Source organism: Yersinia vastinensis (assembly GCF_044905075.1).
GTDB classification, from domain to species: Bacteria; Pseudomonadota; Gammaproteobacteria; order Enterobacterales; family Enterobacteriaceae; genus Yersinia; species Yersinia vastinensis.
In genome coordinates, this window is the sequence record NZ_CP173260.1 from 1,202,790 (window position 1) to 1,226,007 (window position 23,218).

A 23,218-nucleotide genomic window follows, 5' to 3' on the forward strand; every position below is an offset into this window, starting at 1 on the left:
TTCAGGCCAATGCTATAATCACTGAGTCTTCCAGGGAGCAATATATGAATCATTTCAGTTTGCGTAGGTTGCAGTCAGTGCTTAAAAGATGTCGGGTTGCCATTTTGGCTGCCGCTACCCTGATGGTGGTGGCCTGTGATGATGGCAGTAATAAGGAGGTTGCCAGCCCGGCAGATGCTCCTGAGGTGACAACAACCACCAGCGCACCATTGGTGAAAAAAACCGATGCGGCCACACTGGCTGAATTGGAAAAACACCATGCAGGTCAGCCTTTGACTTTACTGGATGCCTCTGAGCTACAGCTTGATGGTGCCAGTGCTATGGTACTGACGTTCTCGCAGCCATTGGCCCCTAATCAGGACTTTGCCTCGCAAGTGCATCTGGTTGATACCGTGAGCGGTAAAATTGACGGTGCTTGGGAGCTATCTGACAACATGATGGAGCTACGTTTACGCCACCTTAAACCTGAGCGTAAATTGCTGCTGACGGTCGATAGCACCCTAAAGGGTATTGGTGGTGCTCAATTAGGTGAACAACAACAGCAAAAAATCACCACCCGTGATATCAAACCGAGCGTCGGTTTTGCCAGCAAAGGCTCTCTGTTGCCGGGTAAATTGGCTCAGGGGTTACCTGTGATGGCGCTCAATGTGAATAGCGTCGATGTTAACTTTTTCCGCATTAAACAAGGCAGCCTGGCCAATTTCCTTGCGAACTGGCAGTACCGCAGTGCGCTGTCTAACTGGGAATCAGACGATTTACTGAAAATGGCAGATTTGGTCTATACCGGTCGGTTTGATCTTAATCCCGCCGCTAACACCCGCGAAAAACTGCTGCTTCCTTTAGCCGATATCAAACCGTTGCAAGAGTCCGGTGTTTATCTGGCAGTGATGCAACAAGCAGGGCACTACAGCTATACCAATGCTGCCACCTTATTTACTCTGAGTGATATTGGTGTTTCGCTGCACAGTTACCATAACCGGATGGATGTATTCACTCAGGCATTAGTGGGTGGGGCGGCCTTGAAGGGCGTGTCATTGCAATTGCTGGATGAGAAAGGCCAAGTGTTGGTTCAGACCGAGACTGACGGGCAGGGCCATGCACAGTTGGAAAAAAACACCAAAGCGAAATTATTATTGGCCTCGCAAGACGGGCAGACCAGTCTGATTGACCTCAATTCCCCCGCGTTGGATCTGGCGGAGTTTGATATCGCTGGGCCAGAGGGCTTTCAGAAGCAGTTTTTTGTCTTTGGCCCGCGTGATTTGTATCGCCCCGGCGAGACTTTAATCGTCAATGGGTTACTGCGTGATGCAGACGGAAAAATACTCGCTACTCAACCCGTTAAAGTGGATATTCTCAAACCGGATAATCAGGTAGTGCGTAGCTTGGTCTGGCAGCCACAAGACGGTTTGTATCAATACCAATATGCCATTCCTGAAAACGGCCCCACTGGTGAGTGGTCACTACGTCTGGACCTTGGCGACAACCAACCGCGTTTATATAAATTTAAAGTAGAAGATTTCCTGCCGGAACGTATGGCTTTGGAAATTGCTACGAGTAAAGAGCCGATTGGCACTGACAGTGAAGCAAGTTTTGCTGTGACGGGTCGCTACTTATATGGTGCTCCAGCCTCAGGCAACCGCTTGCAAGGTCAGCTTTTCCTGCGACCACTGCGTGAAGCGGTCGCCACACTCCCCGGTTTTGAATTTGGTTCGGTAACGGAAGAAAATCTCTCACGTACCTTAGATGAGTTTGAGACCACGCTGGACAGCGACGGGGAAACGGATATCGCTGTAGATAATAGCTGGCAAGGGGCGCAATCTCCGCTGAAATTAATTTTACAGGCCAGTTTGTTGGAGTCAGGTGGACGACCGGTGACTCGCCGTGCTGAACAGGCCTTGTGGCCAGCTGAGGCGCTTGCCGGTATCCGCCCACTGTTCAACAAGCAACAAGTTTATGATTATCGCAGCGACAGCTATAAATCTCAGGCTATGGTCGACCAAGATACTCAAGCCGATTTTGAAATTGTTTATGCCAATGCTGATGGTGAAAAACTGGCAGCCAATGGCCTAAAAGTGAAGCTGGTTCGTGAGCGTCGCGATTATTACTGGCAGTGGTCAGAAAGTGATGGTTGGCAGTCGCTGTTTGATAAAAAGGATCTGACGCTGGCAGAGCAGTCAGTGGATATTCCTGATAATGGTAGTGCTAAAGTCAGTTTCCCGGTGGAGTGGGGCGCTTACCGCATTGAGGTGAGCAACCCAGATAATCAACTGGTCAGTAGTTCCCGTTTCTGGGCTGGGTATAGCTGGCAGGATAATACGGCGGGCAGCGGCGCTGTTCGGCCTGATCAGGTTAAGCTGACACTGGATAAACCGGCTTATCGGCCGGGAGAGAAAGTGAAACTGCATATTGAAGCGCCGGCAGCGGGTAACGGCTATTTGCTGGTGGAGTCCAGTGATGGCCCATTGTGGTGGCAGGAAGTGACTATCCCGGTAGGCGGTACTGAGGTTGACGTGCCTATTAACGCGGATTGGAATCGCCATGACCTCTATCTCAGTGCCACGGTCATTCGCCCCGGTGATAAGTCGCAGCAGGCCACCCCAAAACGTGCGATTGGCTTACTTCATCTGCCACTGGTTGATGAAACGCGCAAACTGGCGTTGCAATTGGACGCGCCTGCTCGTATTCGGCCTAATCAGACGCTAACGGTAAAAGTGAAAGCCAGCCGTACCGGTGCGCCATTGCCTGAAAAAGTGCAGGTATTGCTGTCCGCAGTTGACAGTGGGATCTTGAATATCACCGATTACGCCACGCCAGATCCTTACGACGCCTTCTTTGGCCGTAAACGCTACAGCGCGGATCAATATGATGTTTATGGGCAGCTCATTGAAGGGCAGGGGCGCTTGGCAAGCTTGCGTTTTGGTGGTGATGGTGATGACGAAGATGCGCTGTCTCGTGGCGGTAAAAAACCCATTACTGAAGTGATGATCGTTGCACAACAAGCGCAACCGGTGACTTTAAATGCACAGGGTGAAGGCACCGTTGAACTGGCTATCCCTGACTTTAATGGTGAATTACGCTTAATGGCACAAGCCTGGAGTGATGAAGACTTCGGCAAAGCTGAGGCAAAAGTCGTGGTAGCCGCTCCGCTTATTGCGCAATTGGCCACTCCGCGCTTCTTGGCGGGGGGTGATAGCACTCAGTTGGCGCTAGATTTGAGTAATTTATCCGGCCAATCACAGACGCTGTCACTCAACTGGGCTGCCAGTGATTTACTGGCATTAACCGGCGCACAGAGCCAGTCTGTTTCGCTGGCCAATGGTGAGCGTAAGACGGTGCTGATTCCGGTTCGGGCGCTGAACGGTTTTGGTCAGGGTGATATTGGGTTGACTATCACGGGGATGGTTTTACCGGATGAAAAACTGCCGGATTACCAGCACCATTGGAAAATAGGGGTACGGCCTGCTTATCCCGCGCAAACGCGTCACTTCGCCAACGTACTGCGCAGTGGTGATAGCTGGAGTCTACCAGTCGAGGCGATTGAGGGGTTGGCACCTGAGACACTGCAAGGGCGGTTGCTTATTACTAGCCGTCCGCCACTCAATCTTGCTCGCTATATCACTGAATTATATGCCTATCCTTATGGTTGCCTGGAGCAGACAGTGAGCGGGCTATATCCTTCGTTGTACAGCAATTATGCACAGCTAACAGCATTGGGTATCAAGGCAGACACGGATGAAAAACGGCGTAAAAGTATCGATGTCGGTATTGAGCATCTGCTCAGTATGCAACGCTACAACGGGGGTTTTGGCCTGTGGAGTAACGATAGCCCAGAAGAGTTTTGGCTGACAGCTTATGCCACCGATTTCCTCTATCGTGCCAGCCAGCAGGGATACAGTGTGCCGGTGGCGGCACTCACGGCTGCAAACAATCGCCTGCAACGTTATTTGCAGGATCCTAATCAGGTTGAGATTCGCTATAGCGAGCAAAGCCGGCATACTCGCTTTGCAGTGCAAGCCTACGCAGGATTGGTGTTGGCACAACAGCAACAAGCTTCTCTCGGCGCATTACGTCAATTGTATACTCGCAGCAATGATGCGCGCTCTGGTTTGCCGTTAGTGCAATTAGGGGTGGCATTGAAATTGATGGGAGATATGCCGCGGGCCAAGGAATCCATTACTCACGGGCTAAATACCGTTCGCAGTGATAAAGATTATTGGCTGGAAGATTACGGCAGCTCACTGCGTGACGACGCGCTAATTTTGGCCTTGCTGACGGACAATAATCTGTTGCCGCAAGCTCGCGATACACGGTTGTTGGATTTGTCCAATGCGCTCGTGAGCCGTAACTATCTGTCCACGCAAGAGAGTAACGCCATATTCCTGGCTGGACGTACGCTGATGAATGGTGCGGAAACACCGTGGCAGGTGGCAATAGCTCAGCAGGTGGAGCCAATCGCAGCCAGCCAGACATTAACTCAGAATACCGCCTTGAACCAAAACTGGTCAGCGCAACAGCTGGCGGGTGGGATGCAACTACAAAATCGAGGCGATGTGACTTTGTATAGCCGAGTGGATGTGGTGGGGTATTCTCAGCAAACACCGACACCTTTTAGCAATAACTTACATATCAGCCGCAGTTATATCGGGCTTGATGGTAAACCGCTGCAGTTATCCAACCTTAAAAGCGGGGAGCTGGTTCTGGTGCACTTAGATGTTTGGGCTGATAAACGGGTGCCAGATGCACTGGTGGTTGATTTGCTGCCAGCAGGTTTGGAACTGGAAAACCAGAATTTGGGTGACAGTAGCGCCAGTCTGGGGGAAAGCGCCAGCAGCGTGACGGAGTTATTGCAAGATATGCAGCAGTCAGATATCAAGCATCAGGAATTCCGCGATGATCGCTACGTTGCTGCGGTGAATGTTGACCCTTATCGTCATACCACTTTGCTCTATCTGGCACGTGCAGTAACGCCGGGTGTTTATCAAGTCCCAGCGCCACAGGTTGAATCTATGTATGTCCCGGATTGGCGGGCGCTAGGGAATACCGTGTCGCAGCTTGAAATTTCCAAGTAAATACATACTCCCCTTTATGGTTGGCGATAAGCTACTGTAAGGGGGAGGTGACTATCGTTGATGCCAAAAACATTTTTTGTTCGTCATCGCCGCAAAATTTGGGTCTTGGCGCTAATGACTATGCTTTCCCCAGCTGTTTTGTGGCTGGCGGATAAACGTTGGCCGCTGCCATTGACCGAGGCTCAGGTTGCACGCGTTGTCGTGGCGGAGGATGGCACGCCATTATGGCGTTTTGCCGATGCTGATGGTGTGTGGCGCTATCCTGTCACCCTGCAAGATGTTTCCCCTTACTACCTGCAAGCACTTCTGACCTTTGAAGACCGCTGGTTTTACCGGCATCCTGGTGTGAATCCGTTAGCACTTGTTCGTGCTGCTTGGCAGGATCTGCGTGCAGGAAAAATTCTGTCTGGCGGTAGTACATTATCGATGCAAGTTGCCCGCCTGATCGACCCGCATCCTCGCACGTTAATTGGTAAGTTACGTCAGGTTTGGCGCACCGCTCAGTTGGAATGGCATTTCTCCAAAGACCAAATTCTTGAAATTTATCTAAACCGCGCCCCTTTTGGCGGCACGCTACAAGGGATTGCAGCCGCCAGTTGGACCTATCTGGGAAAACCCCCCTCACAATTAACACCGGCAGAAGCGGCATTATTGGCGGCGTTGCCACAAGCCCCAAGCCGGCTGCGGCCCGATCGCTATCCACTGCGAGCTAAAGCCGCGCGCGATAAAGTCTTAAGTCGGTTGGCCGATTATCAGGTGTGGTCAACTGAGCAGGTGGCTGATATTAAACAAGAAGATATCTGGCTGGCTCCACGGCAGGTACCGCAATTAGCCCCGTTACTGGCCCGACGTTTAACCAGTGGCAATCAGCGAGAAGTGATTCAGACGACACTGGATGCCGGGTTGCAGCGGCAATTAGAAGATATGGCGGCAGGGTGGCGTCATCAGCTACCCGAAAAAACGTCGCTAGGGTTGTTGGTGGTTGACCATACCACCATGAATGTGAGTGCTTACCTCGGCTCCGTTGATTTTCAGGACAACAGCCGCTTCGGGCATGTTGATATGGTCAGCGCTTGGCGTTCACCAGGATCAACACTGAAGCCATTTTTATACGCTATGGCATTGGATGACGGCTTGATTCATGCAGAATCACTATTACAAGATGTCCCGCGCCGTTTTGGTGATTATCGTCCCGGCAATTTTGATACCGGATTTCATGGGCCAGTCAGTGCCAGTGAGGCATTAGTGCGCTCATTGAATCTCCCCGCAGTGCAATTGCTGGAAGCTTATGGCCCGAAGCGCTTTACAGCTAATTTGCGCAATGGTGGCCTGAACTTACGCTTTCCCGCACACAGTGAGCCAAGTTTGGCGGTGATCCTTGGCGGGACAGGTTCACGGTTGGATCAGCTGGTTGCGGCTTATAGTGCTTTTGCTCGCGGTGGTATGGCTGCCGCATTACGTTTTGAGCCGCAACAACAGGTACAGGAACGCCGGTTATTCTCACCAGGAGCGGCATGGATTACTCGGCGCATTATGGCGGGAGAGGCGCGACCGTTGCCGGATGATATTTTGCCTGCAACAGTGCCGTTGGCATGGAAAACCGGTACCAGCTATGGCTATCGTGATGCATGGGCGATAGGTATTAATGCTCGTTATACCATTGGAGTTTGGGTCGGGCGGCCTGATGGCACACCGGTTGCAGGTCAATTTGGCTACGCCACCGCGATACCCATTCTCAATCAAGTCAATAACGTATTGATGACGCGCTTACAGCAAAATGGCCGTCGGTTACCTGTCGATCCTCGTCCCGAGTCCGTCAGCCGAGATGAGATTTGTTGGCCGGGGGGGCAGCCCTTGGCCGCCGGAGACAGTAACTGCCGACAACGGCGGCAAAGCTGGGTGCTTGATGGCACGCTCCCGCCAACACTCACGGCTCTAGGGCAGGAAAATATGCAGGGTAGTCAGCTTAGTATTTGGCTAAATTCACAGGGGCAGCGAGTTGCCGCTGATTGCCAAGGCGCTACGGCGGTATTATTAACCCTGTGGCCACTGCCACTTGAGCCGTGGCTACCTCTAACTGAACGCCGCCGCCAGCGACTGCCTGCGGCTAGTCTTGAATGCCCACCACAAGGTGATATCAATGTGGCCCCGCTACTGATTTTGGGTATACGTGATGGTGCAGTAGTGAAACGGTTGCCGGGTCAGCATCGTCTTGACCTTCGATTGGAAGTACAAGGTGGCCGTGGGCAACATTGGTGGTTCCTTAATGGAGAGCAAGTTGCTACCACTGAAAATAACCAATCATGGGTTCAAACATTATCTCTACCCGGTAGCTATCAGCTCAATGTATTAGATGAAAGTGGGCAAGTCAGTAATTTGGTATTTCGGTTGGACTAACAGCGGATTTACATAAACTAATTACAAGTAACCTTTCATTCATTATATTTCTTCTTAATATAATATTTTCATAATAAAAAATATATTAATAATTAACCTGTATTTACGGTAAGGTGTATTTTATACATTTCTACATTATTAATTTTATTGAGAAATAACATAAAATATGGAGGGGGCATGATAAAGCATGAATATTTATTCTTGTTGATGTTGTTTTTTTCTATATTAAGCTCTGACGTATATGCCAATGAACCCAAAGTCTGTTTTTACCTTGATGAAGACTATCAAGGAGAGTCACTTTGTACCACAGAAGGTAATGCTATAGATGTTCTTCCCACGAAATGGAATGATAACATTTCATCTATTAAAATACCCAAGGGTATGGTTGTTTCAGTATTCAAAGATGATAATTTCTCAGGTCAAACAATTACTTTTAAAGATAATGTTGATTCATTATCCTTAGTGCGATGGGTAAACTTAGATGATGAAATTAGTTCTTTTAAAGTCAGAAGTGCAGCGTGTTTTTATGAACTAGACAAGTTTGCTGGTAATTCATTTTGTTTATCTGGTAATGAAACTATCGATCTGTATACCAATGATCAGGAGCGTCATGTTGTAAATCCATTTAATGACCGCGTTCATTCGATAAAATTACCACAGGATACTCAAGTCACTATCTATAAAGACGATGGTTACCGCGGGCAGTATTTTGTTTTAATGAAGGATGTTTTATTTGATGATTTAGACGAAATAAACATGAGTGCTGGTATCACCAGTATCAAGGTTTCTCAGCAGGAGTACTTTGTTTGCGATCAATACTGTGTTGTCAAGGGAGTAGTCTCTATTCCACTTGGGCGGGCTTTTGGAACCTATTGGTTAGATGATAGAATTAAATATAAAGATGCCTTGATTAGTTTTAGTTTTAGTGGCGAAGATGATTATTCTATTGAAATTTTTGAGGAAAGAATCATTAAAGTTGCCGGAAGATTAATATTATTTCTTCATAAATACCATCCAGAAAATAGTTTTGTTTTTGAATTAGATGAAAAAACAGATACATTATCATTCTTGTTACGATTTAACGGGGATTATTATGAAGTACAGTTCGTTGAATCCATAGGGACTAAAGTGGTATCTATTTCACCTCTGGTTGGGTCTTTATTTAGTCTTGGTTCTGTGGATTTTATTTTTAGAGTCAATAATATTAATAAAATAAAACCACTTATCATTAATAAAATTGTTCTTAATATAATGAAGAACTTCACTAGAACGGAGCGGAGTATTGCTGGAATAACGTCTTGCTGGCTAGTGCCTATTATAAGCATTTATAACTACATTGTTCAGGGGCGATGTAATCAGGTAGATAAATTTATCCAGAATGTACATGATTTCTTTGCGGGCAATGAGAATAAAATATTACAAATTGCTGGTACAGCAAAACCCTATCCCAAAATAAATGCTAACGATCCCAATGATTTTGAAGGGCCATCTGCAGAATTCTCTTCTAAAGTTGAAGCCACATTAACGCATATTAATACAGATATGATGGGGGCTGCTTTAATCGTGCCAGCAACAGCATTGTCCTGTAATATCTCTATGAAAGAGGAGTTACTGCCTAATTTACGCTATCGTCGTGATTTAAGCCCCGCCTGTGTTGAATGGACGCTAAATATTCTGAGTGATTTCACCTTGTTATTTGGTAGTAGTCTTGCCTCTTGGAATGCTGCAAATTTTGGTCGTGTTATTGAGCGTATTATGAAAGAGGGAGATATAGGCCATGCATTGCCAAATAACGAAGTGGAAAGACGCTTAATTGAAAATGTTCAGACGCATTTGGCTGCACATGATAGTGATTTGATTGGCATAAAAACGGCCTTTAATTTTTCGCAACTGAGTTATGCTGATTATTTACAGCACCATGATCCAGAAGTTGAAGTACATCCGCCAGTGACTGCTCAGGGCCTGCCCTTAGGACGTTATGAGTTGGCACTGCAAAATTTCCAATTTATTGAAACGGTACCGCGGATACGCCGTGCAGGGGAGTGGGTAGATGATCCTCTGTTGCATTTTGAAACAGAAGTCATTAGCGGGTTAGTCAATGATACGTTGGCAGCCAGACAAAATGTGATGCCAGTGATTAATGAATGGCGACAAATATACTATCAGACGAAAGTACGGCCATTAACAGCATCAGTGGCGTCTACATCGGGGCGACATAGTGATAATCAAGACGTTATCGCTGATGTTATCGCGATTGATGATGCTGCAATTGAGAATGCACACTCGGCTGGTGGTGATACTGTTCAACCTTGGTTGGCGACCAATGATACCGCGATTGAAGCTGCTCGTCTGGTGAGTGATGTTGCTCAAAGTTGGCTAAGAAGCTGTCACGATAACTATATATTTGTTGTTGTCCGTTTGGCGGGAAGAATAATCAGTATCACCATGGCCATGGATATCAGTGAATCAAATTCGGGCATTGCCGGCTCATTAACTCATCCTGATTACGTGCTACACCCAAATGCTGAGGGGACGATAAGAGGGGCGGGAACAGCAGCAATCAGGGCTTTGGCTGATTATCTGAGTAAAAAAGGCAAACGCTCTTTGGTATCAGATGTCATTAGCAAGCCATCGGCGATAGTGAAAAAGAAAGTGGGTTTCAGGTTTATTGGCGAGCTTTGAGCTGATATCTCTTTAATTTGTTGTTTTTTTCGGTGCAGCCATCTGATTTTTATGTGAAATGTGATTTGTGCATAAAAATAAGCAATTAAGATAAATGTTTTTTAATAAAATGTTGTAATTCCCGTATGCAAGCGCCAAACACACACATATAATCGGCGGCCACTGTACAGGTCGGCATGATTTTGTAATAAAGGAACCGTCCGCCAGCCAAACGTAAGTCCTCATTTATGATACTTATCGGGGTGGGTTCCAAGTCCGGTCAATATTAGAAATCCAATAGAGGTTATCATGGCTTTAGAACGTACTTTCTCCATTATCAAACCAAACGCCGTTGCCAATAATAAAATTGGTGCTATTTATGCGCGTTTTGAAAGTGCTGGCTTCAAAATTATTGCTGCCAAAATGCTGCACCTGAGCAAAGAACAAGCTGAAGGTTTTTACGCTGAACATAAAGGCCGCCCATTCTTCGATGGCCTGGTTGAGTTTATGACTTCTGGCCCCATTATGGTTCAAGTTCTGGAAGGTGAAAATGCGGTTCAACGCCATCGCGATATCATGGGGGCTACTAACCCAGATAATGCTCTGGCAGGGACTTTGCGTGCTGATTTTGCTGATAGCTTCACCGCTAATGCGGTACACGGTTCTGATGCTGTCGAATCCGCTCAGCGTGAAATTGCTTATTTCTTCGCCGCAGATGAAATTTTTCCACGCAGCTAATTAATTGATTCTAGATGGGAATGGCTGCGATTTAATCAACTGAAACAATAAAGTTGACTGGGCGCCTTTCCAATCATGGAATACATGCTTTAAAATTCGTACAATGCCGCGCCCCGGTGGAGACATCTCTCCCGGGGCGTTCTATTATTTATTCATCGCCGTTTCGAAAGCCGTACCCGGTTTAAAGCGCAGCGCCGTAAAGTGTAACAACGAGGCCACGACAACTCATGTCCGAACAATTATTAACTGCATCAATGCCGATTGATGCTGCCCCTCAGTCTGACAATGCGGTTAACACCGCCGCCCCCGTCACCAGCAAAATCAATCTGCTGGACTTAAATCGTCAGCAAATGCGCGAATTTTTTGCCGAGATGGGCGAAAAGCCTTTCCGTGCAGATCAGGTCATGAAGTGGATGTATCACTACTGCTTTGATGATTTCGAGCAAATGACCGATATCAATAAAGGGTTACGTGCCAAGTTACAGCGTGTTGCTGAAATCCGTGCACCCGAAGTCGCAGAAGAACAGCGCTCAACCGATGGCACCATTAAATGGGCCATTAAAGTTGGCGATCAGCAAGTCGAAACGGTGTATATCCCTGAAGGCGACCGTGCCACATTGTGTGTATCTTCTCAGGTAGGTTGTGCATTGGAATGTAAATTCTGTTCCACGGCCCAGCAAGGTTTCAACCGCAACCTGCGTGTTTCTGAAATTATCGGTCAAGTATGGCGCGCCGCGAAGATTATCGGTTCATTAAAATCAACCGGTACGCGCCCCATTACCAATGTGGTGATGATGGGCATGGGTGAGCCGTTGCTGAACCTGAATAACGTGGTCCCTGCGATGGATATCATGATGGACGACTTTGGTTTTGGTTTATCCAAACGCCGCGTGACATTGTCCACCTCAGGTGTGGTCCCGGCTCTGGATAAATTGGGCGATATGATTGATGTTGCTCTGGCCATTTCACTGCATGCACCTACGGATGATATCCGTGATGAAATTGTGCCAATTAACCGGAAATACAATATTGAAACCTTCCTCGCGGCGGTTCGTCGCTATTTAGCGAAATCTAATGCCAATGGTGGGCGGGTTACGGTTGAATACGTTATGCTGGATCACATCAATGACAGCACCGAGCAAGCTCATCAACTGGCTGAATGCCTGAAAGACACTCCATGCAAGATTAACTTGATTCCATGGAACCCGTTCCCAGGAGCACCGTATGGCCGTAGCTCAAATAGCCGAGTAGATCGTTTCTCTAAAGTATTGATGGAATATGGGTTTACGACCATCGTTCGTAAAACTCGCGGTGATGATATTGATGCGGCATGTGGACAATTGGCCGGTGAAGTTATTGACCGAACTAAACGGACGTTGAAAAAGAAAATGGCGGGTGAACCTATCGCTATTAAAACAGTCTGATTTTTGATGCCAGCTATCTGTGTATAACTATTTGTTATTAAACTTATAATTTGTTAGATAATCGATGCTAAAAAGGTTATTCAAAAGTCAGTAATGGGAATAACATGAGTACCTGATATCGGTACTTATCTTCACACATAAGGACAATTGAGAAAGCATGAAGCTGACAAAACTGTGGAGAGTTTGCCTAATCACAACGGTATTGGCTGGTTGTTCCGGTTCACCTCCGGAAAACGTGAGTCAACCTGCCGCAGGGCAAACACGGTTACAACTGGGTTTAGAATATCTGGCGCAAGGTGATTTGAATGCTGCGCGGCAGAATCTTGAGAAGGCTGTAGCGGCGGATCCACAGGATTATCGCGCTCAATTGGGCATGGCTTTTTATGAGCAACGCATTGGTGAAAATGATGCGGCAGAGCAGCGTTATCAACAAGCGATGAAACTGGCACCGGGAAATGGCACTGTACTGAATAATTACGGTGCGTTTCTGTGTAGTTTAGGGCAGTATGTACCGGCTCAACAACAGTTTAGCGCAGCGGTGCTGTCGCCTGATTACGGTCAGGTTGCAGATAGTCTGGAAAACGCGGGATATTGCTTTTTGCGGGCGAATCAAAATGATCAGGCTCGAGTTCTCTTGAGTCGGGCATTGAAGTATGATCCGGACAAAGGTGAGCCACTGCTTGCAGAAGCTCAACGGCATTTTGGAGAAGGGAATCGCGCTCAGGCGCAACTATTACTGGATGTTTATCAACATGTACTTCCAGCCAGTGCTGAAAGTTTATGGCTACAAATTCGTTTCGCCGCGCTAGCAGGCCGTCAAGATAGTGTACAACGCTATGGCAAGCAGCTTGCGCGAAGTTTTCCACAATCCAAACAGTACCAGCATTTTCTAGCTAATGAATACTGAAGCCTCCCAAGATCAAACTGTTCCAGAGACGACAGGTGTGCGCCTGCGTCAAGCCCGTGAAGCACTCGGGTTAACTCAGCAGATGGTTGCAGAACGTCTGTGTCTGAAAGTATCCACAATCCGTGATATTGAGGAGGATAAAGCACAAGCTAATCTCGCCTCAACATTCCACCGTGGTTACATTCGTTCTTACGCTAAACTAGTTCATCTTCCTGAAGATGAACTGTTGCCCATGCTGGCAAAGCAGGCTCCAATCAGAGCGGCTAAGGTCGCCCCAATGCAAAGTTTCTCATTGGGTAAAAAGCATAAAAAACGTGATGGCTGGTTGATGAGTTTCACCTGGCTTATTGTGTTGGTTGTGCTCGGTCTGACAGGGGCATGGTGGTGGCAAAATCATCAGGCGCAGCAAGCGGAGATAGCCACTATGGCTGATCAATCTTCTGCCCAACTGTCGCAAAATGGTGGCCAATCTGTGCCGCTAGCTGATGATAATAGTGACTCGGCGGCATCCTCGACGGATGTCCCGGTTGTGAATAACCCGCCTTCTACTCCAACAGCAAACGGTACTGCACCTGTGACGAACAGTGCGGCACCTGTGGATGCGGCGAATAACCCAACCGACACAACTGCCTCTCAAGGAACAACTCCAGCGGAGTCTGTGGTTGTTTCTCCAAGCCAGGCACCTTTGCCTGAGGTATCCACCGCGCAACCACCTTTACCAACGGCAGATGCGGGGGTGAACGGTGCTGCATCATCTGTGGGTTCATTAGTCATGAACTTTACAGCGGATTGTTGGTTACAGGTTGTTGATGCGAGCGGAAAGACATTATTTAGCGGTATTCAAAAAGGGGGCGCGACCCTCAATCTATCCGGTAAATCACCCTATAAGCTGACTATTGGTGCACCAAGTGCATTAACGATCACTTATCAAGGGAATCCCGTAGATCTGAGTAAGTTTATTAAGGCTAATCGCGTAGCCCGCCTGACTGTCGGTGTAGAGTAATATTGTGTTTTTGATAAACAACATTGTGGTGCTGACAAACTGCTATTGCAGCTTTGATAGACTGCGGGTTGCGAAAACTACACGACTGTAAAGGAGAGTGTGGAATGCATAACGAATCCCCAATTATCCGACGTAAATCTACCCGGATTTACGTCGGTAAAGTGCCTATTGGCGATGGTGCGCCGATTGCTGTGCAATCGATGACCAATACCAAAACCACTGATGTTGATGCGACTGTTGCCCAGATTAAGGCATTGGAACGTGTTGGCGCGGATATTGTGCGAGTCTCAGTACCGACCATGGATGCGGCTGAGGCATTTAAGTTGATCAAACAGCAGTCGAATGTTCCGCTGGTTGCCGATATTCACTTTGACTACCGTATTGCTCTGAAAGTAGCGGAATACGGTGTCGATTGTTTGCGAATTAACCCCGGCAATATTGGTAACGAATCTCGTATTCGTGAGGTCGTTGCCAGTGCTCGTGATCACAACATCCCCATCCGTATTGGTATCAATGGCGGGTCGCTAGAAAAAGATATTCAGGAAAAGTATGGCGAACCTACGCCGGAAGCCCTGCTTGAATCCGCGATGCGTCATGTCGACATCCTCGACCGCCTCAATTTTGATCAGTTTAAAGTCAGCGTAAAAGCTTCCGATGTTTTTCTGGCGGTAAATTCCTACCGTTTGTTAGCCAAGCAAATTAATAACCCATTGCATTTAGGGATAACTGAAGCGGGCGGCGCACGCAGTGGCTCAGTTAAATCTGCTATTGGTTTGGGGCTGTTATTATCCGAAGGGATTGGCGACACTTTGCGCATTTCGCTGGCGGCGGATCCGGTTGAAGAAGTTAAAGTCGGTTTTGATATTCTTAAATCGCTACGGATTCGTTCCCGTGGCATTAATTTTATCGCCTGCCCAACCTGTTCTCGCCAAGAATTTGATGTGATTGGCACCGTAAATGCGCTGGAACAGCGGCTAGAAGATCTGATTACTCCGATGGATGTCTCGATCATTGGTTGTGTAGTTAACGGGCCGGGTGAAGCACTGGTTTCAACCATTGGTGTGACTGGCGCACGTCATCAGAGTGGTTTCTACGAAGACGGTGTCCGTCAAAAAGAACGCTTTGATAACAAAGCGATGATTGATCAGTTAGAAGCTAAAATTCGTGCTAAAGCATCCATGCTTGATGCAAATAATCGGATTACTATCAATCAATTAGATGACAAGTAAGCATTGCTGATGCAGTGTTATCGGTAGGAATGAAAAAAGCGGGCGTGGCCCGCTTTATATTGCGCCAGTAAGAGGTTACAAATTGTCGCCATTGAATATGTAGACAGCAAGCCTCTATAATCGGCTTTATTTTTTGCACTATGCCCGACGTCATTGATATTGTTGCTTACAGTGCTGCAATATCCGGTCAATCGGGTATAAAACTACAGAGAACAGACGTGGCAAAGAACATTCAAGCCATTCGTGGTATGAACGATTACCTGCCAGCCGAAACGGCAGTATGGCAGCGTATAGAAAGCATTTTAAAGCAAGTGCTGGCAGGCTACGGTTACAGCGAAATCCGCATGCCGATTGTAGAGCAGACCCCGTTATTCAAGCGCGCCATCGGTGAAGTTACCGACGTGGTTGAGAAAGAGATGTATACCTTTGACGATCGCAATGGCGAAAGTCTAACACTGCGTCCAGAGGGGACCGCAGGGTGCGTACGCGCCGGTATTGAACATGGTCTGCTGTACAATCAGGAACAACGTCTGTGGTACGTTGGCCCGATGTTCCGCTATGAGCGTCCACAGAAAGGCCGCTATCGCCAGTTTCATCAGTTGGGTGCGGAAGTTTTCGGGCTGCAAGGGCCTGATATTGATGCCGAGTTGATTCTATTGAGTGCCCGTTGGTGGCGTGCTTTAGGGATCTCTGAGCATGTGCAACTTGAACTGAACTCTATTGGATCATTGGACGCGCGGGCAGATTACCGTGAGGCGTTGGTGACCTTTCTTGAGCAACATGTTGACGTGCTGGATGAAGATTGTAAGCGCCGCATGTACAGCAACCCATTGCGCGTGCTGGACTCCAAAAATCCTGATGTTCAGTTGCTGCTTAATGATGCGCCTAAGTTATCTGATTATCTGGATGAAGAGTCCAAACAGCATTTTGCAGGTTTGTGTGAACTTTTGGACAAGGCCGGTATCCCATATACCGTCAACGAACGTTTAGTTCGTGGACTAGATTATTACAATCGCACAGTATTTGAGTGGGTTACTAGCAGCTTAGGCGCACAAGGCACTGTCTGTGCGGGTGGGCGCTATGATGGTCTGGTTGAGCAACTGGGCGGTCGGGCAACACCAGCAGTAGGCTTCGCTATGGGGCTTGAACGACTGGTTCTGCTGGTGCAAGCGGTCAATCCTGACTTCCAAGTGCCTGCAACGGTTGATGTATATGTCATCTCGTCTGGTCAAAATACTCAAAGTGCGGCAATGTTACTGGCTGAACATTTGCGTGATGCCATGCCAACGCTGAAGTTGATGACTAATTACGGCGGCGGTAATGTCAAAAAGCAATTTACCCGCGCTGATAAGTGGGGTGCACGCGTCGCTTTAATGCTTGGCGAAAGTGAAGTGGCTGCACAGAAAGTGGTCGTAAAAGATTTGCGGAATGGTGAACAAGAAACGCTGGCGCAAGCTGATGTTGCTGCGCGTCTGGCTTTGATGTTGGGTTAAGGAGAGAGACACCGTGGAAGTCTATACCACTGAAAATGACCAGGTTGATGCAGTGCGCCGTTTCTTTAGTGAGAATGGTAAAGCGCTGGCCGTGGGTGTGGTGCTCGGGATTGGTGCATTAGTGGGTTGGCGTTACTGGCAAAGTCATCAAAATACTGCCATGACGGAAGCCTCCTCTGCCTATCAGCAAGCCAGCGATGCTTTGTCAGCCAATAGCGCTGATGGTGTTGCTCTCGCTGAAAAATTTGTTCAGGGCAATAAAAATAACTACGGCGTGCTTGCCGGGTTAGAGCTGGCACATCATTTTGTTGAACAAAATGAGTTCGATAAAGCCGCACAGCAACTGATTCAAGCATTAGGTCAGACACAAGATGAAAACTTACTGTCATTGATCAATCTCCGTCTTGCTCGTTTGCAACTGCAATTGAAAAAGCCAGACGAAGCATTGAAAACGCTGGATGCAGTGAAAGGTGATGGTTGGACAGCAATGGCTCAAGATGTTCGTGGCGATGCATTATTAAGCAAAGGTGACACCGCAGGTGCACGGGCAGCTTACAGTAAAGGCGTCGAATCAAATGCTTCTCAGGCGCTGCAAGCCTTGTTGCGCATGAAATTGAATAATTTGTCCAGCTAAGGGGTATTCCCATGCAATTGCGTAAAACACTCTTAGTAGGACTGGTATCTGTTGCCCTATTGAGCGGTTGTTCACTGTTCAACAGTGAAGAAGATGTGGTTACCATGTCGCCACTGCCAAAAGTTGAAAACCAATTCACACCAACCAAAGTGTGGAGCACTTCTGTTGGTGGTGGAGTGGGTGACTATTACTCTCATCTGCGCCCAGCTTGGCAGGGAACATCTGTCTTTGCCGCTGACCGTAAAGGTCTGGTAAAGGCCATGGAAGCCGATACGGGTAAGCAAATTTGGCAAACCGATCTGTCTGAGAAAACTAACTTCCTCTCCAGTAACCGCTCGGCAATGTTATCCGGTGGCGTAACAGCCTCAGGTGCGCATGTCTATGTAGGTAGTGAGAAAGCGGTTGTTTATGCATTGAACTCAGACGATGGTCAAGTGGCATGGCAAACCGTGGTTGCAGGCGAAGCATTATCACGCCCAGTGGTCAGCGATGGTGTGGTGCTGGTCCATACCTCAAATGGCATGCTGCAAGCGCTGAATGAATCTGACGGCGCCATCAAGTGGACGTTAAATCTGGATACTCCAGCATTATCCTTACGTGGTGAATCCGCACCTGCGGTTGCATTCGGTGCTGCGATTGTCGGTGGCGATAATGGCCGTGTCAGTGCTGTGATGATGGAGCAAGGTCAGTTAATCTGGCAGCAACGTATTTCTCAGGTGACCGGGACAACTGAAATTGACCGCCTAAATGACGTCGATACGACGCCTGTTGTGGTTGATGGTGTTGTTTATGCATTGGCATACAACGGTAACCTGACGGCATTGGATCTGCGCTCTGGTCAGATTCTGTGGAAACGCGAGATGGGGTCAGTTAATGACATCATCGTCGACGGTGGCCGCATTTATTTGGTCGATCAGAATGACCGCATTGTCGCCTTGAAAACTGATGGCGGTATAACCCTTTGGAGTCAAAGCGATTTATTACATCGCAACTTGACTGCGCCAGTGATGTATAATGGTTATTTGGTTGTCGGTGACGCCGAAGGTTATCTGCACTGGGTGAATACCGATGATGGCCGTTTTGTTGCTCAACAGAGCGTTGATAGCTCCGGCTTCCTGAGTGCACCAGTCGTTGCAAGCGATAAATTACTGGTTCAGGCGAGAGGCGGCACGGTATACGCGTTCACCCGTTAATCCTGACTTAGGGCCTCGTTAGGGCCAATAATACGTCAAAACGTAAAGTCACGGATGAAGGAATTTAAGCGGCTCCTGAGATTCAGGGGCCGTTTGTCTTCTAAAAACTGCGCTGTTGAAGTGTTGGTACAGCGCTGTAATGATTTGAAAATTAAGTAATGAGGCTTCAACAATGATACCTGTCATCGCGCTGGTCGGGCGCCCGAATGTGGGTAAATCCACACTATTTAACCGCTTAACGCATACCCGAGATGCGTTAGTCGCGGATTTTCCCGGGCTAACGCGTGACCGTAAATATGGTCGTGCCGAGGTCGAGGGTCATGAGTTTATCGTTATCGATACCGGTGGTATTGATGGCACAGAGGACGGTGTCGAAACCAAAATGGCGGGTCAATCGTTATTAGCGATTGAAGAAGCCGATATTGTTCTGTTTATGGTGGACGCACGTGCTGGATTGATGCCTGCGGATCAGGGTATTGCCCAACATCTGCGTAGTCGTGAGAAAGCGACTTTTCTGGTGGCCAACAAAACTGATGGGATTGACCCAGATACTGCCACAGCCGATTTTTATTCATTAGGTTTGGGTGAAGTTCATGCAATTGCGGCCTCCCATGGTCGTGGTGTGACTCAACTGATTGAAGATGTTATGGCGCCTTATATGGACGCCGAAGAGCCAGAAGCTGAGTTAACTGAAGAAGAAGCCAATGCCGCCTATTGGGCTGCACAGGAAGAGACAGAAGACACCATTCCTGAAGATGAAGAGGATGACTTTGATCCGCTGAGTCTGCCAATTAAGCTGGCAATCGTCGGGCGTCCTAACGTAGGTAAGTCCACACTAACTAACCGTATCCTCGGTGAAGATCGTGTGGTGGTTTATGATATGCCGGGCACCACGCGTGACAGCATTTATATTCCGATGACTCGCGATGAACGTGAATATATTCTGATTGATACAGCGGGTGTGCGTAAGCGCGGCAAGATTACTGAGGCGGTTGAAAAATTCTCGGTCATTAAAACCTTGCAGGCAATTGAAGATTCCAACGTGGTGCTGTTGGTAATTGATGCCCGTGATGGTATTTCAGACCAAGATTTGTCTCTGTTAGGCTTTATTCTCAATAGTGGGCGCTCACTTGTTATTGCGGTCAATAAATGGGATGGCATGACAGAAGAAGCCCGCACACAGGTTAAAGATATGCTTGACCTGCGCCTTGGCTTTGTTGATTTTGCCCGCATTCACTTCATTTCTGCCTTGCACGGTAGTGGTGTCGGCAACCTGTTTGAATCTATACAGGAAGCCTATGACTGTTCTACCCGGCGTGTGGGGACTTCCTTACTGACCCGCATTATGCAAATGGCAGAAGAAGATCATCAGCCTCCATTGGTGCGTGGCCGTCGTGTGAAATTGAAATATGCGCATGCCGGTGGTTATAACCCACCTATCGTGGTTATCCATGGCAATCAGGTGACTGATTTATCAGATTCTTATAAACGTTATCTGATGAATTACTTCCGCCGTTCACTGAAAGTGATGGGGACGCCAATCCGTATTCAGTTTAAAGAGGGTGAGAACCCGTTTGCAGGTAAGCGCAATACCTTGACGCCAAACCAGATGCGTAAGCGTAAACGTTTGATGTCGCATCTGAAAAAAGCGAAGTAATAACAGCAAAGCGCGGGTATTCCGCGCTTTTTGCATTTTTGGCTAATCTACATTCTGAACCACTTAGCGGTAAACAAAAGGAGTTGAACGTCAGCCATGTCTTGGGAAACCTGGAGTTTTGCGTTTAGTGTCACCGTCCCCAGCTTATTGATGATGTTGCTCGGTGTGCTATTACGGCGCTTTGGTCTGATGGATGACCGTTTCTGCGATGGTGCAACCAAGTTAGTTTTCAATTTGGCGCTTCCCTGTCTGCTGTTCTTCAGCGTTGCCACCAATCACGTCAATCTGATGGATAACTTGCCTTTGGCTATCTATGGCGCGGTTGGCACCTTAGTGACCTTTTTATTGCTTGAGGTTGCAGCTAAGTGGTTAGTCAAAGACCCGAGAGAACGCGGCGTGTTTGTGCAGGGCGGTTTTAGGGCCAATACAGCGATTATGGGGTTAGCGTTCGCTATGACCGCCTATGGTGATGAAGGCGTGGCGCTGGGGTCAATGTATCTGACAGTGACTGTACTATTATTCAATATGTTGTCAGTTATAACGCTGACCCGCAGCTTGCAAACTGGGCAGGGTGGGAAAATCAGTAAATTGGCACTGTTGCGCAGTATTGTCACTAACCCACTGATTATTGGTTTACTGTGTGGTGTGGTTTATGCTCGAACCTATTTACCTATTCCTCAAGTGATTGCACAAACTGGCAGTTATATCTCAGCCTTGGCACTTCCACTGGCATTGCTCTGTACCGGAGCAAGCCTTGATTGGCATGCCATGTTCCGCTCCTCCAATGTAGCGGCGTTATCCTCAACAGCAAAACTATTTGTGGTGCCTATCTTAATGACGCTGGGTGGTTTACTGATGGGGTTCCGTGGTGCAACCTTAGGGATTATTTTCCTCTTTTCTGCGACGCCAACCGCCGCAGGTAGCTATGTCATGACTCGGGCGATGGGAGGGAATGCGGTATTGGCTGCGAACATTATCGCTCTCACTACTGTGGGGTCATTTTTCACTACAGCACTGGGGATTTATTTCTTACGTTCATTGGGCGTGATGTAAATTTTGACAAACACCTAGGAGAGAAATTATGGAAGCGTTATGTCCAGTTTGCCAACAGGTTATGGTGCAAGTGAGTGATCACTTTCATTGTTCTAACTGTCATGGCAACTATCAGCAGCAGGCGGATTGCCCTGATTGTGGCAAACCGCTGCAAGTGTTGAAAGCTTGTGGTGCGGTTGATTATTTTTGTCAGCAGGGTCATGGGCTGATTTCGAAAAGCCGCGTCCACTTTAGCTATCTGCCGACGGTGTGATAGCCGGCAGGGCTTTTATTGAATGACAACGCCGGGCGGTTTGGCGTTATTTTGCTGCTTTACGCTGACGTGTTTTTTTTGCCACATTGATGTGAGTGATTTCACTTTCCACCCAACCATCTTGCAATCGGGTCGTTAACTTATCGCCAGCCTGCACTTGCTTGGTGGTTTTGAGTAATGAGCCCTCAGGGGTTTGCGTGACACTGTAGCCACGGGCCAGTGTCGCCAATGGGCTGACCGTCTCCAATTGCGAACAGGCGATGCCAAAGCGTTGGCGATAGCCATTGAGTTGGCGTTCTAATGCCTGACGTAAACGATATTCCTGCTGCTGTACACGTTGGTTATAACGGTGAATTTGGTTTTGCGGCTGAACCTGAACCAAACGTTGCCCAAGGCGTTCAGTGCGTCGACTTAACTGGCGAATCTGCGCTTGTGCACTCTCTTCCAACCGGCGTTGCAACTTCAACAAAAGCGTCTGTTGGCGAGCAAGGCGCAGGTGCGGGTGCTGCTGTTGGAGCCGGTGCTCAAGGCGAGTGAATTGTTGGCTGCGTTGCGCCAGATAGTAATCCATCGCCATTTCCATTCGCTGTTGCTGCCCCTGTATTTGCCTAACTAACTCGATTTGGTTGCGGCTGATTAGTTCTGCGGCAGCTGAAGGCGTTGGGGCGCGTAGGTCAGCGACAAAATCAGCAATAGTGACATCGGTTTCATGGCCGACGGCACTGACAATAGGAATGCGGCTGTTAAAGATGGCACGAGCCACTCGTTCGTCGTTAAAACTCCATAAGTCTTCCAGTGAACCGCCACCACGCCCGACGATTAACACATCGCATTCACCACGCAAGTTAGCTAATTGAATCGCACGGACAATTTGCACAGGAGCATCGACGCCTTGCACGGGGGTCGGGTAAATAATGACTGGCAGTGAAGGATCACGGCGTTGTAAAACCTGTAAAACATCGTGCAGTGCGGCACCGCTGGATGAAGTAATAACCCCGACTTGTTTAGCCGGATTAGGCAGTGATTGCTTGTGGCTCTGGTCAAAAAGCCCCTCAGCGGCGAGTTGCTGTTTAAGTTGCTCAAACTGTTGTTGCAGTAATCCGTCACCGGCGGGTTGCATGCTTTCTGCAATTAATTGGTAATCGCCGCGCGGTTCATACAGCGTAATTGAGGCCCTGACCAACACTTGCTGGCCATTTTGCGGACGAAAAGTTGTCCGGCGATTACTGTTGCGGAACATCGCGCAACGCACCTGCGCCCGGTCATCTTTCAAGGTGAAATACCAGTGACCAGACGAAGGCTGCGAGAAGTTGGAAATCTCGGCAGTGAGCCAAATCAGGCCCATTTCCATTTCCAGCAGTTGTCGCACCGTCTGATTCAGGCGGCTGACAGTAAAAATTGATGGCGCAGAAGATTGTGACATGTGACCTGGATCAAGTTTTTAAACAAGCACTTAATTGATCGATATTACCTGCCTCAAACTGCTTGGCAAGAAAAATAATGAGAA

General features: G+C 48.0%; 15 protein-coding genes. 14 read left to right on the forward strand and 1 reads right to left on the reverse strand.

The features are described 5' to 3' along the window. The first annotated feature begins 44 nt into the window (after nt 1–44). The 14 genes from ACIOG0_RS05530 (at nt 45) to ACIOG0_RS05595 (ending at nt 21,711) form a co-directional block, all read left to right on the forward strand. Nucleotides 45–5,069 carry an alpha-2-macroglobulin gene (locus tag ACIOG0_RS05530; RefSeq protein ID WP_128451380.1) on the forward strand — a complete coding sequence of 1,675 codons (5,025 nt, stop codon included), beginning with the start codon at nt 45–47 and terminating at the stop codon, nt 5,067–5,069. Nucleotides 5,070–5,129: 60 nt separating this feature from the next. Beyond that, nucleotides 5,130–7,466 (forward strand): peptidoglycan glycosyltransferase PbpC, encoded by a 2,337-nt coding sequence (gene pbpC, locus ACIOG0_RS05535; protein ID WP_164908356.1) that lies wholly within the window; start codon nt 5,130–5,132, stop codon nt 7,464–7,466. Nucleotides 7,467–7,643: 177 nt separating this feature from the next. Beyond that, the gene (locus ACIOG0_RS05540) at nt 7,644–10,148 is read left to right on the forward strand and encodes a peptidase inhibitor family I36 protein (RefSeq protein WP_072086752.1); all 2,505 of its coding nucleotides are present in this window, start codon (nt 7,644–7,646) and stop codon (nt 10,146–10,148) included. Between the two features lie 288 nt (nt 10,149–10,436). After that, entirely contained in the window at nt 10,437–10,865 is a 429-nt protein-coding gene (ndk, locus tag ACIOG0_RS05545) for a nucleoside-diphosphate kinase (RefSeq protein WP_050101367.1), read from the forward strand. Nucleotides 10,866–11,119: 254 nt separating this feature from the next. After that, nucleotides 11,120–12,289, forward strand: a complete 1,170-nt coding sequence (locus tag ACIOG0_RS05550) for a bifunctional tRNA (adenosine(37)-C2)-methyltransferase TrmG/ribosomal RNA large subunit methyltransferase RlmN (protein ID WP_230678355.1) — start codon at nt 11,120–11,122, stop codon at nt 12,287–12,289. 157 nt (nt 12,290–12,446) lie between these two features. After that, entirely contained in the window at nt 12,447–13,196 is a 750-nt protein-coding gene (gene pilW, locus ACIOG0_RS05555) for a type IV pilus biogenesis/stability protein PilW (protein WP_050101369.1), read from the forward strand. Further along, nucleotides 13,186–14,199, forward strand: a complete 1,014-nt coding sequence (rodZ, locus tag ACIOG0_RS05560) for a cytoskeleton protein RodZ (protein WP_050101370.1) — start codon at nt 13,186–13,188, stop codon at nt 14,197–14,199. The genes pilW and rodZ overlap by 11 nt, the downstream gene beginning before the upstream one ends. 104 nt (nt 14,200–14,303) lie before the next feature. Next, complete coding sequence (ispG, locus tag ACIOG0_RS05565; RefSeq protein WP_050101371.1) at nt 14,304–15,428, forward strand: flavodoxin-dependent (E)-4-hydroxy-3-methylbut-2-enyl-diphosphate synthase; 1,125 nt, start codon at nt 14,304–14,306, stop codon at nt 15,426–15,428. Nucleotides 15,429–15,646: 218 nt separating this feature from the next. Next, a complete protein-coding gene (hisS, locus tag ACIOG0_RS05570; RefSeq protein WP_050101372.1) occupies nt 15,647–16,921 on the forward strand; it encodes a histidine--tRNA ligase in 1,275 nt (424 codons plus the stop codon). Nucleotides 16,922–16,934: 13 nt separating this feature from the next. Next, nucleotides 16,935–17,555 carry a YfgM family protein gene (locus ACIOG0_RS05575; protein ID WP_128451382.1) on the forward strand — a complete coding sequence of 207 codons (621 nt, stop codon included), beginning with the start codon at nt 16,935–16,937 and terminating at the stop codon, nt 17,553–17,555. Between the two features lie 11 nt (nt 17,556–17,566). Next, nucleotides 17,567–18,748, forward strand: a complete 1,182-nt coding sequence (gene bamB / locus ACIOG0_RS05580) for an outer membrane protein assembly factor BamB (RefSeq protein ID WP_128451383.1) — start codon at nt 17,567–17,569, stop codon at nt 18,746–18,748. A 172-nt stretch (nt 18,749–18,920) separates the two neighbouring features. Then, entirely contained in the window at nt 18,921–20,405 is a 1,485-nt protein-coding gene (gene der / locus ACIOG0_RS05585) for a ribosome biogenesis GTPase Der (protein WP_050101375.1), read from the forward strand. Nucleotides 20,406–20,501: 96 nt separating this feature from the next. Next, nucleotides 20,502–21,458, forward strand: a complete 957-nt coding sequence (locus tag ACIOG0_RS05590) for an AEC family transporter (protein ID WP_050101376.1) — start codon at nt 20,502–20,504, stop codon at nt 21,456–21,458. Nucleotides 21,459–21,486: 28 nt separating this feature from the next. Next, on the forward strand, nt 21,487–21,711 hold the full coding sequence (locus ACIOG0_RS05595; RefSeq protein ID WP_050101377.1) for a zinc ribbon domain-containing protein: 225 nt from the start codon (nt 21,487–21,489) through the stop codon (nt 21,709–21,711). A 46-nt stretch (nt 21,712–21,757) separates the two neighbouring features. Here ACIOG0_RS05595 and xseA read toward each other — a convergent pair whose 3' ends face one another. Beyond that, entirely contained in the window at nt 21,758–23,134 is a 1,377-nt protein-coding gene (gene xseA / locus ACIOG0_RS05600; protein WP_128451384.1) for an exodeoxyribonuclease VII large subunit, read from the reverse strand. Between the last annotated feature and the right edge of the window lie 84 nt (nt 23,135–23,218).